Below are 18,259 nucleotides of genomic sequence, written 5' to 3'. Positions count from 1 at the left end.
TAAGGGGTAAGCCCCCTACCCCCTAAAACGCTAAACGCATTCCAATGTTTCCGGTGATATTAATCATTTTATAATCCAACCCAAACCTAGCCCCCACCCCAGCATTCGCATAAAAGCTTTTAAATAATCTCACTTCTCCGCCCGTAGTGATGCTCGCAAAAGTGTTATAAAGCTCGCCTTTCCTGTAACTCAAAGTATTATCACCAATGAAACGCACCAGTTTATCTCCCATGGATCGCACCAATAAATCCCTACTGATCCCACTAATCGCATAAAAATAAGAATTCTTGTTGAAATAATGGCGGTTTTCAATCGCTAAATTGATCGTTAAAACGGATTTTTTAGACGGATCGGCGTTCGCTTTAAACTGGTTATAATTCGCGTTATTCATCACTCCATCTAAACCGGTCATGCCGATATAGTAATACTCAAGAGTGGTTTGAGGCTTGATGATCACGCTTTTGTTTTTAAACATGAAATCATACCCATAATTGACTCTCGCGTTCGTTGTCCATGTACTGTAATTGTAAGACTGGTTGATCATAGAGAGCAAAGCGTCATTGGAGCTAATCTGGGTTTTATTCGCCCCCCAAGTTTCATTGACGCTAAAGGTTAACTCGCTTTTTTTAATAAAAGCTCTCGCATACAAGCCCACATTCACATTATCCGATCGAGAGCCAGTGATACGGCTATTAAACCCACTATACGCATAAGCCGCATACCCTCCAATAATCGCCCCTCTAACAAATCTGTCATAACCCAAATTGATACCATAGAGCGTCCCTGAGCCGTTTTCTACAAAGCTCGCACCCCCAACACCAGTCGCCCAAAGGTTGTTTTTTAATTTATCCCTTTGAGAGTATTTTAAAATCACATCCATCGCGTTAGGGATAGCATCAGCAAATTTTTGGTTTTTAAGACTGCTCAAGCGTTCGCTAAAATCAGACGAATCAAAAGAAGCGAAATTGGAAAGCTTGGCCAAACGCCCCATTTGTTGCGTGTAAGTGTTGAGCCGCAAAGCATCAGTGGAATTGTTTTTAAGGCTAGGTTTAGTGAGCATGCCTAAAGCACTAGTCACATCTTCCATTAAAGTCACAATGTGTTTGGTGGGTGTGTCTTGCAAATAATAAGGGGCGAACAAGGGATTGCCTCCTTTAGCCACAAAAAGCGCGTTCAACCAATTGACAGCGTTATTATTAGCGGATTTGATCGCATTCAAACCTTCGTCGCCTTGAATGTGCTGGATATAGTATTCCAAACTAGGTGCATGAATATCCATGGGTTTATCAGAAACCGTAACTTGAACCTTATCATGAAAGATGGATGAATACACCATGCGCCCTTGATTGTCTTTAAAGCTTATCACAAAGCCCCCATCTTTAATGCTAACCGGCTGATTGTCATAACTCAAAGAATCGCCCTCTAATTGCAAGCGTTTGCCATTAAAGTTAATGAGAGTGTAGAGTTTAAGGTAATCGCTCAAGCTCCCTCCACGAATGATTTGATTGTCATACCCATAAAGCATGCGTTTGGAATTGATAAGCGTGTAAGCACCCTGCTTGAGTTGGGTGTTAAAATTGATTAGAGTTTGGTTGTTATAAGACATGATCGTGGAAGTGCCAGCCACACTGATGATCGTTTTATCGGTTGGGTGCTTGAGATTAAAAGTCAATTGCCCTTCGCTCTTCAAATCCCCTCCTACATCCAAACCATTTTCATTCGCACTAAAAGTCGCACCCTTAATCACATTGAGATTACCGCTGATATTGACCCTATAATTAGAATTGCTATTAAAAGCGTTATTCACAATCAAGTTATTCGCTCTTAAAATAGCGTTTGGCTCTAGATCCAAAGTCCCAATCGTCGTATTTTGCAAAACTTTTGAAAAATCCACTAAACCATTAGCTTTAATGGTGCCTAAAAACGCAAAATTATTCGCGTTCACTTCTAGCGTTTCGTCCGTTGGAGCACTTGCATTTGGAGAGTTTTTAGCTTTTTTCTCACCCATGCAATCTAAAATATTCGTGCAAATTTGACCTTTTTTAACGCTAATATCATTTTTAGGTGCATTCAGCGTCAAGCCGTTGGTGGCGTTTAAAGTATCCAGCGAAATGTTAGAAAAATCTTTAGAGACAAAAGAAAGCTTGCCCTGATATTGCGTGAAATTAATCGTATTTTTCCCATTAAAAATAATGGATTTGCCCGCTACAAAATTCAATTCCCCCCCTGTGGCGTTACTAAACGAGCTGTCATTCACAAACACATGGTTTTTAGCCACGAAATTGAAATTCCCTTTTTGCCAAAGATTGTGCAACCCTTTAGGTTTGAGTAAAGATCCCATGCCCAATTGTTTCAGTTCATCTTGCAAGGATTTAGGGAGTATTGAGCCTAGACCTTGATTATAAACGCCTCCTAATCCTTTATCCGCAATGATTTTATTGATCATTTGCCCCAAGACTTGATTGTTCATAATCTTGGTAACCACGCCCTCGCCTAATAAATCGTTCAGCACTTTTTGACCCATGCCAGAAATAGCACCCAACAATTCTTTACTTGGGTTAGTCACGCTGTTTAAAGCGATATTAATGAGCGTGCTTAAATCCTGCGGACCCAACCACGAAATGAGCTTGTTGATTAAAGGGGCTTGTGCGATCATTTGGTTTAGAATATCCCCAAAAGTCGTTTGCTTCAAAAAGCCTTGCAACTCTTTAGAATCAGCACTAGAGCCTATTTTATCAAGGGCTTGATCTAAGCCTCCAGGCACAAAATTATTCGCAAAAGAACTCAAACTTTGCTTGCCATACCAATTATTGATGAAATTCTCTACATTTTGAATCCCTAAAGTTTTAACGATGAATTTTTCAAACCCTGAAGTATGGGCCTGGATTTGCTCTAATAACATTTGATCGATTTCTTTTCTTTTGGTTGGATCAAGTGCATTTAAAAGCCCATTTTCGCCAAAAACATCGCCCACCGTTTTAGCGTTTAAAATCTCCATGATTGCGTTTTTAAAAGCGCTCACGCTTAAAAGACTGCTCACTTCTCTAGGGCCAAGCAAGGAGCTTAAAGTCTTAGATCCAAAATCTTTAGGGATCATGTTGGCTAAATCTTTGGGGATAGCGTTATTGTTCAAACTCTCTTCATAAACTATATTAGAAAGGATATTCCCCAAGCCCTTTTCTCCAAAAAGCTTGTCAATGCCGTCTTTCCCTAGATAAGAAAAGAGCTTATCATTCCCTTTAGCGTCAATATTAGCTTGATTGAGCACTAAATTCGTTGCACTCTCAAAAGACACATTCGCACTCCCTCCGCTCCCCCAAGCGTTCCCACTGCCAATTGTTCCGGTAATGTAAATGTTTTTAGCTTTAAAATTAACATCCATATAGCCCAAATAAGGCGAAGTGGAGTGGATCAACTGCCCTAAATTAGTTTGCCTAAACATCTGGCAAGTGTTATCCCCAATCGCGCATGGATTTTTATACCCATCGCCTCCAAACCACACCACGCTATTAGTGTTGGTTTGCCCTTCCTTAATCGCTCCTACAACGAGACTGCCTTGAGAAAACTGATAATTAGCCGTGTTGGAAAAGCCTTGAATCATTTTTAACAAACTTTTCCATTTCTCTTGGCTTATGGTAATATCGTATTTCTTCAAGACCTTAAGAATGGTATCAAAACTATTTGGGCTTTTTAAATTAAGGTTATCCAAATCCCCTGAAGCGATAAGCTTAGCCACTTTAGGCAAAAATTCCTTACCTAAACTTGCAAGCATGCTCAAATCCTCTTTAGTGATAGCCTGATTATAAATATGCAAAGCTTTTAGGCGTTGGTTGAACGCGTTATAAGTCCCTGGTATCTCATTATTTTGATTAAAGCCTCTAATATTGCTAGTCAAATAATAAGTGCCCGCTTTGTTGTTCGTGTAATTATAGGGGTTTTTCTGGTAATCATACAAACTAGGGGCGAGATTAAACATCGTGTTGTTAGAGATGCCGTTTTGAGAGATCTGCACTTTCAAGCGGTTGTTATACAAAGTTTCTGTAATCGTTTCGGTTGTGTTGAGCGGATTAGTGAAGCTCCAAGAATGAACGCCGTTATTAAACGAGTAATCAGCCTTTTCAATCCCTATGCCATAAAAACGGATTTTTTCATAGCCATTACTCCCATTCAAGCCATCAATATTTTGGGCTTGCAAAACATCATAAACTGAGGTCTTTTTATCCCCCCCAAATAAATTCATGTAAGAGAGATTCAAAATCCCTTTGGATCCAAAGCTAAAATTCCCTCTAGTGTTGATCGCTAAATTGTTACTACCATTGCCCAAAAGACTTAAAGTACTATTTAAGAAAACGCTTTGAAAGTTTAAAGCACTGTTGTTACCTAAGTCAAATGAAGCGTTTGCATTAAAGGTTGCTGATTTAGAAAAAGAAATTTGAGAATTGCTGGCGTAGAAATTCACAGAGGCGTTAAAAACGCTGTTGCCATTGAAATTCAATAAACTTGAGCCATTGAGATTGAAATGCGTTTCCCCTTCCACACTAAGAGCGTTAAAGCTCGCTTGAGATCCTTGGGCTAAATTCATCGTGGAGTTTTCCCCAAAAGTGGAATTCCCTTGGAAATTCACATGGATATTTTTAGCCCTTAAATTGAGCGTAGCTTGGGCGAATTTCGCATCTCCTTTGAAGTTGATAAGGCGCACAGAATTGCCAAAATCAGGCGTTTTACCAAAAAGTGGGATACCATAAAAAGTCACATTAGCGTTATTGAAATTCACATGATTGAAGCTCACTTGAGCGTTAGGGTTCAAATTCAAGTAAGACACGCCTTTAAAAGTGGTCGTGCCATTAAAATTCGCCACACTGTTGTTATAAAAAGAAAGGCTTGAGGCGTTTTCTAAAGTCGTTTGAGTCTGGCTATCCCCAATATTGATAGCGGCGTTTGGTTTAACTGCAAGCCTAGAATTACTGAAAGTCACATCCCCACTCAATGAAGATTGATTCACATTTTTAGACACATCAACCACCATTTGAGAGTTGTTGAATGCGATGCGTTTGGCTTTCAAATCATAGCGAACGCCCCCACCTAAAATGGAATTAGAAAAAATCAAATCCGTATTTGCAACCATACTCACATATGATGAACCGCTTTCTGTCGCCCCATTGATATTCGTCCAACCGCTAAAAGTGGTGTTTTCAAAAACCATGCGCCCTGAATTGAACCTGAAGCCTCCCCATGTGAAATCCCTAAAATTAGAATTTTTAATCTCCATAGAAAGCCTAGAATTAAAATTCGCCCATGAATGCTGGCTCGCGCTAGTTTGCAAGCCCAAAGCCACGGTTTGGAAATTCGTGTAATTCAGCCCATCAGCACTTAAGGTTTCATCAGCGTTAAAATTGATCGTCGCCCCACCGCCAGCATTAGGATTGCCGACATTAAAATTATTCGTTAAAAAGATATTAAGTGCATTGAAATTGCCATGCAAATACAACAAATTGTTTTTACCAAACCAAATAGATCCGCCATTGTTATTAGCCTTTGCTTGAGCGCTTCCTAACAGCAAAGTCCCTACCACCGTAGCCCCAAAATTAAGCGACCACGCAAAAGCACTAGATCCGATAAGATCTTGATTTTTATAAGGTGCGATATAGCACACCCCAACACACACAGGGGTTTTTCCTGGAATAAAATCAAATTGCTTCCTTACTTGATTCCAAATATCTGTAGAATCAGCGTCCGTGTGGTAAGGCGAAGAGTTGAGCGTAAGGTATCTATAAGTGATAGAGCCAGGATTGAAAGTCTCTTCAAAAACGAATTTTTGACCATTGCTCTGCGTGAATTGCACAAAATAAGTGTTTTTCTCTACCCTTAATAAAGTCCCTCTCGTGCCGTCAAAATGGATCAAATCCCATAAATTTTTTGAAAAAAGATTATCGGCTAGAGTTTGGTTATTATACTTGATGCTATCCCCACTCAAAAGCGTGTAAGTGGTTTTATCGGTCAAATTCCTTTGAATGTTAAAAATACTATTGTCATTGATAGCGACTGATCCTTTAAGGCGGCTGAAAGGATCGCTGTTAATGAGCGTGTTCGTGCCTTTAAAAGTAATATTTTTAGTGTCATTAAACGAATAGCTACCGCCATTAAACGAGTTGTTGTTAAAAATAAGGTTTTGCACCCTTGCATTGATATTGTAGGAATTGAAGGTGTTGTTTTCTAAGGTTAAAGAATTCCCAGCGTTGTTTTCGCCCCCTTTATAGATCAAAGTGCCGTTATCATTGAAAGTCGCATTTTTAATGACCGCTTTTCCACTCGCACTAGCGTTATCCACGCCAAAATGTCCCCCTCCACTCACAGAGCCTCCATCCCAAGCAATATCATTAGCTTTAAGGTTAAAACCTCCATGCGGAGTTTGGTTGCTAAAATTTGCGTTTTTAACATTCAAATTGCCATTATCCACAATGAAATTCATCCATGAATTTTGCAAACCAGCTTTATCGTTGTTTAAATTTGCATTAGCGATATTCAAACGCTTTTGAGCGTTAAAAACAAGCGTTGCACCCCCACCGGTTTTGGCTCCATTACCTGATCTGATAGTGCCGGCAATATCAATTTGATTGGCTCTAAAAACACCATGAATATAGCCCACTAGCCCCCATTCAGCCCCTGAAGTTTTCCCAAAACTCACCACGCTTTTAGAAGTGGGATTCGCCCCATCAAGAAAAGGAGTGGTTTGGTTGAAGACCAAAACGCTGTTAGCACCGCTGTAATTTTGGTTAAAAACGCCCTTGCCAGCAATTTTCCAAGTCGTCATGCCGTTGAGATAGAACACGGTATCGCTCGCATTATTATTGACATTTTTAAGATTGAACGCATCGTCATGGATACTCACGCAATGCGTGTAACCCAAAGTGCACAAACGGGTGAGCGTGATCCCATTATTAAAATTCTCTTTAATGTAATAAGCCAAGCCGTTGTCAGTGAAATGGACATTGTAAATTTTAGTGTTGCTTGATGCACTTTTACTTTCACCCACTAATTTACCGCTAGGATTTTCTCCGCTAGTCCAATGCAACATTTGATACAAAGCGTTATTATTATCCTTATAATCCACGCTTTTAGCGTTGAGTAATTGATAAGTCGTGCCCACGCTCAAGCTACTCAAAAGCCCTTGCATGTTGAAAACAACCTTATTGAAACTAAAAGTTGTTTGAGAACCATTCAGTTTGAACTGATTATTCACATTAAAGGTGTCGTTATTAAAATTGACTTTAGGAGTATTGTTGAAATTAAACACGCCACCATTGAACGAGTTATGATTGAAATCCACTTGCTTGGCGTTAAAACTAAACGAACCGCCATTAAACGAGTTGTTATTAAAAGCGTCTGTTTGCTCTGCGTGGTTGAAATTAAACGATCCGCCGTTAAACTTGTTTGCATTAAATGCGTTATTATCGCCATCAAAAGTATAAGAAGCGCTTTCTAAAACAGAATGATCAATAGTGGTCTTGCCTTGGAATTTGAAACCCCCAGCTAAAAAATTCGTGTTTTTAAAAGTGTAAGTGTTTTTTGACCCTTGAAACTTGTAATAAGCCTCGTTGAAATTCACGTTATCAAAAACGCCATTCCCAGTAAAATCATACCCCCCACCTGTCCAATCGTAAAAATCAGATTGAGAAACATTAATCTTACCGCTAACATTGATCTTACCGCTCCCAGATCTATCCCTCAACGCCATAAAAGTCATGTAAGAGTTTTGTGAAGTGGTTTTTAAGTTTTTAAAAGTAGCCCCAGCGATATTGACTTCAGTCGCACCCACAAAATTTAAAGTCGCCCCCCCACCGGTTTGAGCACCATTCCCAGACATCATGTTACCGGTGATATAAACCCTATCGGCTATAAAAGTGCCGGTGATATAACCCGTTTTCCCCCAATCAACCCCATGATACCCCCCAAAACGCACCGTGCTATCAGATTTAGGGATACTGCCATTAGCCCAAGGGGTAGTGGCGTTAAAGACTAGAGCGCTGTTTTTTCCGCCATAAGTTTGAGTGAATCTCGCATTGGTGTAATTCCAAGTGTTCATGCCGTTGAGATAAAAAATCGTATCGTCTCTATCGTCTTTAATATCCCTCAAATTGAAAGCATTGTCATGGATATTCACGCTATTGGTGTAATAGATATTGTTCGCACCGTAATAAACGGATTGTAAGAAAATAGAATTGGGACTAAACACTTCCTTAAAATTATAGAGCGTACCACCTAAATTGTAGGTCACATAGTAAGTGTGGGTGTTGTTAGAAGAAGTGGCGTTTTTGCTGTTGTCTTTTGTGGCTTGCGTGTTTTTAAGCCTAATAATATTCCACAAATTATTCACATCATTGTAAGTGATAGAGCCATTTTTCATGCTGAAGAGCGTGTAAGTGCTCCCTATCGTGGGCGTGTAATTTTGAATGTTAAAAATCGCATTAGGTTCAATGGTAACTTTACCGGTCATATTTAAAAAAGGTGAAGCGGAGCTATTGATCGTGGTCGTGCCTTGAAAATTAACATGAGCATTAAATCTAGCAAAAACAAACCAACCCCCATCAAAAGTCAAATTATTGAAAGTGATATTGCTTGCATTAAGGACATAAACTTCCCCCACGGTGTTAGCGTTGCCATTAGGCATGCTCCCTAAAGTGGTGTTATTGAAAGTGATGTCATTGGCATGGAGGTTGAGTTTGTAATGGTTGATATTGGAATTGATAAAACTGATGCTCCCTCCAATGCTATTACCTCCCTTGTAAGTGAGCGTGCCGTTATCATTGAAAGTTACGCCATTGATAGTGGTTTTTCCATGACGATCGACATTATCAAAGCCAAAATTACCCCCACTAATGCTCCCACCTTCATAATTGATATTTTTCCCCTTGACATTAAAACCTCCATTGGGGGTTTGGTTGCTAAAAGTCGTGTTTTTCAAATGCACGCTGTTACTAGAAATCAAATTCATCCATGAATTTTGCGTTCCGGCCTTGTCGTTTTTAAAATGCGCTTCGTTGGTGGTTAAGTCGTTTGAGCTTTCAAACACAAGCGTTGCACCCCCACCGGTTTTTAGCTGGTTGCCTGATCCAATATCCCCTGTAATAAAAATATCTCTAGCCTTAAAAACCCCTGTGATATACCCCACATAGCCCTGATATTGGTGCCAAAAATCATTATACGCCCCCCCAAACCATATAGAATTATTGTTGGGCGTTGCGGAAGCGTCTTTTGTTCCTATGTATAATTTGCTGTTGTTATAATTTTGCGTGAATTGCCTATTCCCCCCAGCCCAAGTGCGTAAGGGACTGATATAGTAGGATTTGTTGCTGTGGTTTTTATTCACGCTGTTTAGCCAATACACCGAACTATTATAATCCTCACTTTGAGCGCTCAAAGCTGAGACAAACCCTAGCCCTAAAAAGATTTTTTTGTTAAGAGAAAGGCTTGAGCACATTTTGAATGCATGAGATTGGAATGCATGGGTAATTAAAGATTGGTTTTTAGCTTTGTATTTTTTAGCAATCTTCTTTTTAATACCCCTAAAAGAGCGGTTTTTAAAGTGTTTAGTTTTTAAATCGGTTTTATCATTTTTAGCAATCATTTTAAACCCTTTCATGTGATCATACTTTGACGCTATCCATTGTAACAAAATAAAAAAGAATGTATAACTCTTATAAGGAATTTATCTTGTTTCTAGTGGGTGTCAATGGGTTATTTAAACCTTTTGTAACAAAACAAAAAAGAATGTATAACTCTTATAAGGAATTTATCTTGTTTCTAGTGGGTGTCAATGGGTTATTTAAACCTTTTTTAGAACGCATAACTATAAGCTACATGGAAAAAAACGCTCTCTAAAAAATAAGGATCTTTAAAAGAATTTCTGGTTTTTGAAAAAGGGATTTTAGCCCCAAGCTCTACGCAGTGGTGTTTGTCAATTGTGCTAAAAAGCCCAGCGTTAAACAAGCCGTTATACCCCATAAACGAGCCATTCCCCATCTCTAAACGATCGTTTTGGTAAAAATATCCTATCCCAACTCCCCCATACACCCCAAAGCTGTATTTTTTGTAAGTGTAAAAATCGCTCAATGCATCAATATTTAAGCTCAATAAAGAAGTGTTAGTCGTATGGAATGCCGTGGGCTTGATCGCCATGAGGTAAGAAAATTCACCCCTTATTGCTAAAGCTTTAAAAAAAGCGAATTGATACCCCCCTTTAGCCCCCCATAAAAAAGCGGCATAAGAAGAATTGCTAACCGGTTTTGGGGTTATTTCAATAGGGGCTAAACCCACCATAGCCCCAAAATAAATATGGCTTTTTTTAGGCTCAAACGCCCCTAACAAACCCACCCATAAAACCAAAAGCGGAACAATCTTTTTCATTCTAAAGCTTTTTGGTTTTGATAAAACCGCTTGATCTTATCGTCTATGGGAGCGAGCAAACGATAAAACACCGGTACAATCAGTAAGCTCAACACCATAGAAATCATTAAGCCCCCACTCATCGCAATCCCTATGGGGGATTTCATCGCCGCTCCATCCCCACTCGCTAACGCCAAAGGCAGCATACCGCAAACCATCGCAATGGTGGTCATTAAAATAGGTCTTAAACGGGTTTTACCGGCAAATAAAATGGCTTCTTGAATATTCAAGCCTTTTTTACGCTCTTCATTAGCGACATCAATTAAAAGCGTGGCGTTTTTACCCACCATACCAATGAGCAAGATCAAGCCTATCATAGAAAACATGCTTAAAGGCTGATGGACTAAACCTAAAGCGAAAAACGCCCCTGAAAAGCTTAAAGGCATGGTAACCATGATGATAAAAGGCTCTAAAATAGACTCATACAATGCTGCTAAAATCATATAAATCAACACAAACGCTGTCGCTAGAGCGATCAAAAACTCCCTATTAGTCTCTTTGGCGTTATCCGCTTCACCGGTAAATCTGTAATTCGCCCCTTCAACCAACCATTCTTTAGTGTTTTGGCTCACTTGCGTTAAAATTTCGCCCAAAGAAACGCCCGCACTCCTATTAGGTTGAGCGAGCACCGTGACGCTACGCTGGCGGTTGTAACGAGAGATGCTAGATGGGCTTTTAGTTTCTGTGATTTCCACTAAAGCGTCCAAAAACATCAATTTATCGTATTTATTACGCACCTGCAAGCGTTTAATGTCCTCCACAGAAACGCGCTTATCATCAGGCACTCTGATGATTATGTCGTATTCTTTGCCGTATTCTTTGAACACGCTCGCTTGCGAAGTCCCAGAAAATGCAGAGCTCACCACCGAACCAATGGTTTGAGCGCTCACGCCGTATTTGTTAGCGTTTTGCCTTAAGATTTTGAGTTGCAATTGCGGTTGCGATTCGCTCGTGCTTGTGTGGAAGCCCTCAACCTTGCCTTTTAATGCAGGGCTTTCCAATAATAATTTTTTCAAATTCGCCACGCTTTTATCCACCGCTTCTTGAGACTGAGCGAACACATGGGTTTGAAAGGACGAGCTATCCCCACCACCGCCTAAAAGAGAGACTTCAGAAAGATTGATGCTCTCCAAATCTTTAGCTTCCGGCATGCTTTTTAACTCTTTCCTTAAAGCACTCATCAACTCAAATTGCCCCAATTTGCGCTCTTTTTTGCGCTCTTCTAAAGGCTTGAGCTGCACAAAAATCTTCGCTTTAAAAGGGCTTTGCGTGGTGCCATAACCCACTTGCAAAGTGGTGAATTCCACCTCATCATGCTTTTGAATCGCTTCTTGAAAGCCTTTAACCTTTTTTGTCATGTAATCTATGCTCACGCCAGGTTTAGCCCTAATCCACACTTGAAACCTCCCCCTATCTTCTTTAAGCATGAAGTCCATGCCAAGTTTAGAAGCCACAAAAAGCGAACCCACGAACACCAAAACCACCGCTATAAATACAATGAGCTTGTGGTTTAAAACCCATTGAAGCAATTTAGTGTAATGAGACTCTAAAGCCTTAAAAAAAGGCTCACTCCACACATAGAAACGAGAATGCCTAGGATTAACGATAACCGAGCTTACCATGGGGATAATCGTCACTACCACCACATACGATAAAGCGATCGCTAAAGCCACCGTGATCCCAAAACTTTGAAAAAAGCGCCCAATAATGCCCTTCATATTCCCTATGGGCACAAAAACTGAAAGCAACATCGCTGAAATCGCCACTAACGCAAAGCCAATTTCCTTCACCCCCTCATAGCTCGCTTTCCGTTTTTCCATACCCATTTCTAGCTTTTTGTGGATATTTTCAATCACCACGATCGCATCATCAATGATGATCCCTATCGCTAGCGTTAAAGCCACCATGGTGAGCATGTTGAGCGAAAATCCTATCCATTGGATAAGGGCAAAAGTCCCCATGATAGAAATAGGGATAGAGATCGCTGAAACCAAAGTGATCGTGCCATTACGCAAGAATGCAAACACCACCAAAACCGCTAAAACCGCCCCTAAAACCAAGTCAAATTTCACATCTTCAATAGAGGTGCGGATATAACTCGTAGTGTCTAAAAAAGGTCTGATTTCATAGCTAGGGCTTATGGCTTGAATGTGTTTTAAAGCTTCATACACCCTATCCACGATCTCAATTTCATTCGCTCCTGCAATCTTTTGGATTTCTAAAATCACTCCGGGCTTGTCTTTAAAGCTCGCAAAAGTATTATCCTCTTCCAAACCGATTTCAATTTTTGCAATATCGCCAAGGCGCACATGGTTGCCCACTTGGATCTTTTCTACATCCGCAACGCTATAACTATTCGCATTGACTAGAATTGATAATTCTCTCTGGCTATTGACAATGCGCCCCCCATCAACCTCTATATTCTCAGCCTTAAGCGTGCTGAAAAGATCCGCATAAGTCAAGTTGTATTTATTCATCAAAGTAGGGTCAGCATAAATTCTGATCTGGCGCTCCCTAAAGCCATTGAGTTGCACGCCCCCTACCCCACTGATCTTTTGGAGCATGGGTTTGATGGTGTTTTTAGCGTAATCATTCAAGGTTGTAGCTGGCACGCTTGAACTGCTCACAAACAATGAAATAATGGCCTGGCTATCGGTATCAAATTTATTCACGGAGGGTTTTTGGATACTAGAGTCATCAAAACGCACCGAAGAAATTTTATTGACCACATCGTTTAGGGCTTCTTCATTAGGCTTTTCCAACTCAAATTCAATGACGACAACACTCACATTCCTAGCGCTTGTGGAAGTGATTTTTTTAATCCCATCAATCCCCATTACCGACTCTTCAATCTTGTCGGTTACCTTACTCTCTATGATTTCAGCGCTAGCCCCAGGATAAGTCGTGGTAACCACCACCGTGGGCAAATCAATTTTAGGGAAAAGTGCCACGGTCAATTTTTTAAAACCCATGACCCCAAAAAAGATGATTGCAAAAGCAAACATTAAGGTCGTAATAGGACGATTTATCGCTGTTTTATACATGCAAATACCCTATTATTTCGTTTGGATAAACCCATCGCCAAAAAGCCCCACTGCCATAGGATTAGACAAAAGGGCTTCAGCACTCACTTTTCGTGTGTTTTCATCAACCGTGGGATAAATTTTAGTGATTTTAACTTCATGCTGATTGGAATCCCCATCAACAGAATAAGTGTAAGTGTCCCCCACCTTGACCGCATTGATGTATTTGGAATCAAATTCAATGACCAATTTCCTTGCATGACTGACTAATCTAAGCAGCACCGTACTGTTCGCGCTCACCCCTTCACCCACTTGAATGTTTTTGCTCGCCACCACGCCATCAAAAGGGGCTCTTAAAATGGTTTTATTCAACACTGCAATAGAATAAGCGTAATCAGACTCCAAGCGCCTGTAAGCGAATTCATAACTCTCTAGAGTGTTTTTATCCACAGCACCCCCAATTCTACTGTATCGTTGGTATTGTTTTTTGGCAAAAATGAGTTGTTGCTCGGTAGAGTCGCTTTGAGCCTGCTTATCTTGATTATACAAAAGCAATAAAATATCGCCCTTTTTGACCACGCTCCCCTCAGTGACCTTAATGCTATCCACAATCCCTGTGCTATCCAGAGTGAGTTTGGAATCTTGCATCGCTTGCACATTGAAAATCGCATACACTTTCTCACCAGCTTCCAAACTCAAAAGACTTAAAAAAAACCCTATTAAAATTTTTCGTATCATTTCATCCCTTTAATCAATGCACATAGTCGTCTATTTTATGCCCACTGTTGAAAATGTAATTGGCTTTTTGTACTTCATAATTGTTGAGCGCTAAATTGTAAGCCACTTCGGCATCAAAGCGAGTGGTTAAACCCCTCAAATAAGTGGTGAAATCCACTATATTAGCGTCGTATTTTCTCTTAATATTGGCAAAAGAAAGGTTAGCCGCATCCAAACTAGCTTTGGAAGATTCAATCTTAGCCCTAGCAATATCAAGCGACTTTCTGTAAAGTTGTTCGTCTTTTTCTTGCTCTAACTTTTTATAAGCCAAGGTTTTTTCATTCGCCAATCTGCCTAACATGATGGATTGTTTTTGCAAACTCAAACCTATATCATCCAAAAAATTCATGGTCGCAGTCACTCCGGCGGTGTTTTGCTGGCCTGGGAAGAAGTTCCCAAAGGCTCCCAAAGCGTAGGCGGGTTTTTGGATCCAATAAAGCCATGAGTCATACACATCTACTTTAGGGTAGTAATTGAGCTGCTTGCCTTGGTATTTAATCGCATTGATTTGCTCCCTTAAAGAGGCCAAATCTTGTCTCTCTCTTAATTGCAAATCAGGTGCATCAATCGTGGTTTTCTTTAAATTTTCCACATTAAGGTTGGTCAAATACTCCAAAGTCAAGCGGTTTTGCTCCAAAGCAAATTGCATATCCAAAATATCGTATTCGCTCAAATTCCCTTGCGCTTTCAAACTTTGCAAATCATCAATCGTGGTTAGCCCTTCATTATAAAGCTTGGTAACCCTTTTAATATCCGTTTTGATTTGCTCTAATTTCTTTTGCAAAGCGATCATGCGAGCGAGGTTGTTAAAATACTCATAATATTGTTGCACCACTTGCAAATACACACTCTGGCGGCTGTATTCTAAATTAGCCACGGTGGAGCGGTAAGTTGCAACCTTTTCTCTGACATTATTCACATCGCTAAAGCCATTAAACACATTCAGTTTAACTTCAGCTTGGAGTTGTTGCGTGTTATAGTGCTTAAAGTCTAGGGTATCCCTATTTTCATTTTTAAAATTATAACTCGCGTTCAAAGTGGGCAAAAACATCGCTTTAGAGATGGTGTGGTTTTTCATCGCCTGCTTGACTTTGAGCTCTTGCGCTTGCAAACTGAGATTTGAAGTGGCCCCCTTAAGCAATTCATTCAACCCTAAAGCGACCTTATCGCTTTTTTCGTGGTATTTAGCAATCTCTTGATTGATAGTGGTCGCTGTTTCTTTAGGCGAGGGTAAGAAACTCGGCGATACCTCTAAAGAGCTTGTCGGCGGATCAATGAGCGTTAAATTCTTATGGCTGTAATCGTTGAGAATTTTTTTGATTTCATCTGGGGTTTTAGAAGGGGTTTGCGCCAAAGCTAAAGCAGCACACAAGCCCCACAAACTAACAAATCTTATAGTCGTCTTCATTAAAATAACCCCCTAGTGCTTGGTTTTATTATGCACTAATTGCACTAAATATTTCGCATTTTCTCTAGGTAAATCCGGCAACATCCCATGCCCTAAATTAAAAATATGCCCCTTATTGCCCATGATTTTTAGAATCTTTTCAACGCCCTCTTCTAAAGCGTTTTTATCATAAAGGCGGGTGGGTTCTAAATTCCCTTGCAAAACATATTTATCGCCTAAAATCTTTTTTGCCATTTCTAAAGGCGTGCCCCAATCCACCCCAAACACATCAAATTCCCCATCTATGCTATCCAAATAAGCACCGACCCCTTTAGGGAAAAGGATGACCGGAATGCGTGCATAACGTTTTTTAAGCTCTTTGGAGATTTTTTTCAAATAATCCCAGCTGAATTTCAAATAAGCTTCTTTTTCTAAAGCATTCGCCCATGAATCAAAGATCATCACCGCATTGACCCCAGCTTGGATTTGAAGGCTCAAATACTCTATCAATTCAGCGCTTAACTTTTCTAAAAGTGTGTGCAAAACTTCAGGCTCGCTATAAAGCATTTTTTTGCTTTTAGCATACGATTTACTCCCCTCACTCTCTATCATGTAAGTCGCCAAAGTCCAAGGTGATCCGCAAAAACCGATCAACGCCTTATCTTTAGAAAGTTTTTGGCGCGTTTGAGAGATCGTATCATAGACATAATTTAGCCGCTTATATGCCCCTACTTTAAGGCTATCCACGCTTTTTAAATCCGTAATAGTCTCTAAAAAATGCGGTCCCTTTTTAGGGATAAATTCCAAATCTAAGCCCATTTCCAAAGGCACTACCAAAATATCGCTAAACAAAATAGCCGCATCCACGCCTAAGATCTCTACCGGCTGTAAAGTCACTTCTGTGGCTAGATCGCTATTTTTACACAATTCCAAGAAACTCCCAGCTTTCTTTCGGCTCTCTTGGTATTCGCTAAGATAACGCCCCGCTTGCCTCATCATCCAAATAGGCGTGTAAGGTGTTTCTTTTTTAAAACATGCATCAATGAAAATCATCATAAATCCTTGAAACTTTACTTAATGGTTATTTTTATACTTTATAGTTAATTCTTAAAAAGTATTTTACCCTAAAAATCTAGTAAAATCATAAAAGGTGAAAGTGATACCAATGGAATAGATATTCAATCGTGGCGTGCCAAATGCTTTAGAAAATTTGCTTTGGATGAAATAAAAAGGAATGCCCCCCCTTGCTTCTAAACTCAAACCAAAATTTTTAGCCACATTGAAAAACAAGCCCACACTCCCTACCGCTGATTGGATATTGAATTGGTATTTGTCAATCTTAGTCCCTAAAATTTGGAGTTGATAGCCTAATGCGATTTTAGGGATAACCCACCCCTTAAAAAGTCTCACCCCAGCTGCTAATCCAGCGCTCATGAAATACGAACCACCCATTCCTGCATCCAAATACCCCCCTAACAAAGCTTTCTTTTTAAAAAGATACCCTGCGTCAAAACCCAAAGAAGCGTCATGATAAATTTTATCCATCAAAAGGGGAGAGCGGTTTTTTAGGCGGATAGGGGCTCTTTTAATCGTGTTTGCATGTTGGTAAAGATAGCCGATTTTAAAAGATCCAAAATAATTTTTGGTAGGCTCTAAAGGTTTAAAAAAATTTAAATCCTTTTTGGCTAACAAAACCCCTAAAAAAAAGCTTAAGGCGTAAAAAAATCTAAAAATCAAAGCTTTAACTCCAATTTTTGCTTAGAAAATTCTACGATTTTTCCATGAAATCTCGCATAAAGTTGCGCCAAAGAAATGCTGTTTCCATAAAGCACTAAAGCGGAATTTAAATTCTCTTGAATGCCTTTTTCAAAAAAATTTTGCAATTCGTCATAATCTTCTATTTCTATACCTAATTTTTTCAAAAAAAGATAGCTATATTTATCCACCACCATCACTTCTTTAGCGCATACATAACATAAAATCGCATCTGCACTTTCTTTGCCAATGCCTTTTTGATCTAAAAGCCACTCTCTAGTAACTTCTTTTTTAAAATTTTCAAAACTTCCAAAGTCTTTTAAAATGTTTTCACTCAAAACGATCATGCGTTTGGCTTTTTGGTTATAAAACCCGCTAGGGCGGACACAATCTGTGAGTTTTGAAAACTCTATATAAGCGATCTTTTTGAGATTGACTTCATCATCATTCCCTAAAATGAAAGCGTTTTTTAGATTTTCTAACGATTTTAAAACGGCTTCAAATTTAGTGTTTTGCGTTAAAATCGCCCCTAATAGAGCTTCAAATTTAAGTGCATTGGGCCACCACCAACTGGGAGCGTTTTTCAATAGATCCAAACCCTTTAAAGCCTTTAAAATTTCAAAACTATCTAACACAATAATCCCCTATAAGAAATATAAAAAAAATTCTATTGTAGTCAAATATTGATGACTAAAGACTTTTAATTCTTTAAAAAATGGGGTTTTTTAACTTCAATTTTTATAACAAAACTCATTCCCTTAAGGGGATAGAGGGACATTTTGCGATAATGCCCCCCATTAACCCCTTTAAGATCCCCCTAACCCAAGAAGACCGCTTTTTTAAAAAGCTATCGCTTGATTAAAATCAAGCTTTT

8 protein-coding genes are annotated in these 18,259 nt (G+C 39.5%); all 8 read right to left on the bottom strand.

Going from position 1 to position 18,259, the window contains the following annotated elements:
- Positions 1 to 22: 22 nt before the first annotated feature.
- Entirely contained in the window at positions 23 to 9,625 is a 9,603-nt protein-coding gene (locus tag DYI00_RS00645; protein WP_041600224.1) for a vacuolating cytotoxin domain-containing protein, read from the bottom strand.
- A gap of 209 nt (positions 9,626 to 9,834) precedes the next feature.
- Positions 9,835 to 10,404, bottom strand: coding sequence for an outer membrane beta-barrel protein (locus tag DYI00_RS00640; RefSeq protein ID WP_011578217.1), 570 nt, complete (start codon positions 10,402 to 10,404; stop codon positions 9,835 to 9,837).
- On the bottom strand, positions 10,401 to 13,487 hold the full coding sequence (gene hefC / locus DYI00_RS00635; RefSeq protein WP_104709197.1) for an efflux RND transporter permease subunit HefC: 3,087 nt from the start codon (positions 13,485 to 13,487) through the stop codon (positions 10,401 to 10,403). The genes DYI00_RS00640 and hefC overlap by 4 nt, the downstream gene beginning before the upstream one ends.
- Positions 13,488 to 13,499: 12 nt before the next feature.
- Positions 13,500 to 14,204, bottom strand: coding sequence for an efflux RND transporter periplasmic adaptor subunit HefB (gene hefB / locus DYI00_RS00630; protein WP_011578219.1), 705 nt, complete (start codon positions 14,202 to 14,204; stop codon positions 13,500 to 13,502).
- Between the two features lie 13 nt (positions 14,205 to 14,217).
- A complete protein-coding gene (locus DYI00_RS00625; protein ID WP_104709198.1) occupies positions 14,218 to 15,651 on the bottom strand; it encodes a TolC family protein in 1,434 nt (477 codons plus the stop codon).
- Between the two features lie 12 nt (positions 15,652 to 15,663).
- The gene (gene hemE, locus DYI00_RS00620) at positions 15,664 to 16,683 is read right to left on the bottom strand and encodes a uroporphyrinogen decarboxylase (RefSeq protein WP_011578221.1); all 1,020 of its coding nucleotides are present in this window, start codon (positions 16,681 to 16,683) and stop codon (positions 15,664 to 15,666) included.
- A gap of 66 nt (positions 16,684 to 16,749) precedes the next feature.
- Positions 16,750 to 17,367: a hypothetical protein gene (locus DYI00_RS00615; protein ID WP_104687667.1), complete on the bottom strand. Its 618-nt coding sequence runs from the start codon at positions 17,365 to 17,367 to the stop codon at positions 16,750 to 16,752.
- A complete protein-coding gene (locus DYI00_RS00610) occupies positions 17,364 to 18,020 on the bottom strand; it encodes a 3-methyladenine DNA glycosylase (protein ID WP_011578223.1) in 657 nt (218 codons plus the stop codon). Before DYI00_RS00610 ends, DYI00_RS00615 begins: the two co-directional genes overlap by 4 nt.
- Between the last annotated feature and the right edge of the window lie 239 nt (positions 18,021 to 18,259).

The sequence above is a fragment of the Helicobacter acinonychis genome, assembly GCF_900461455.1.
Taxonomy (GTDB): Bacteria; Campylobacterota; Campylobacteria; order Campylobacterales; family Helicobacteraceae; genus Helicobacter; species Helicobacter acinonychis.
The sequence above is the reverse complement of the archived record's forward strand: the minus strand, read 5'-3'. Positions and strand labels throughout refer to the sequence as shown.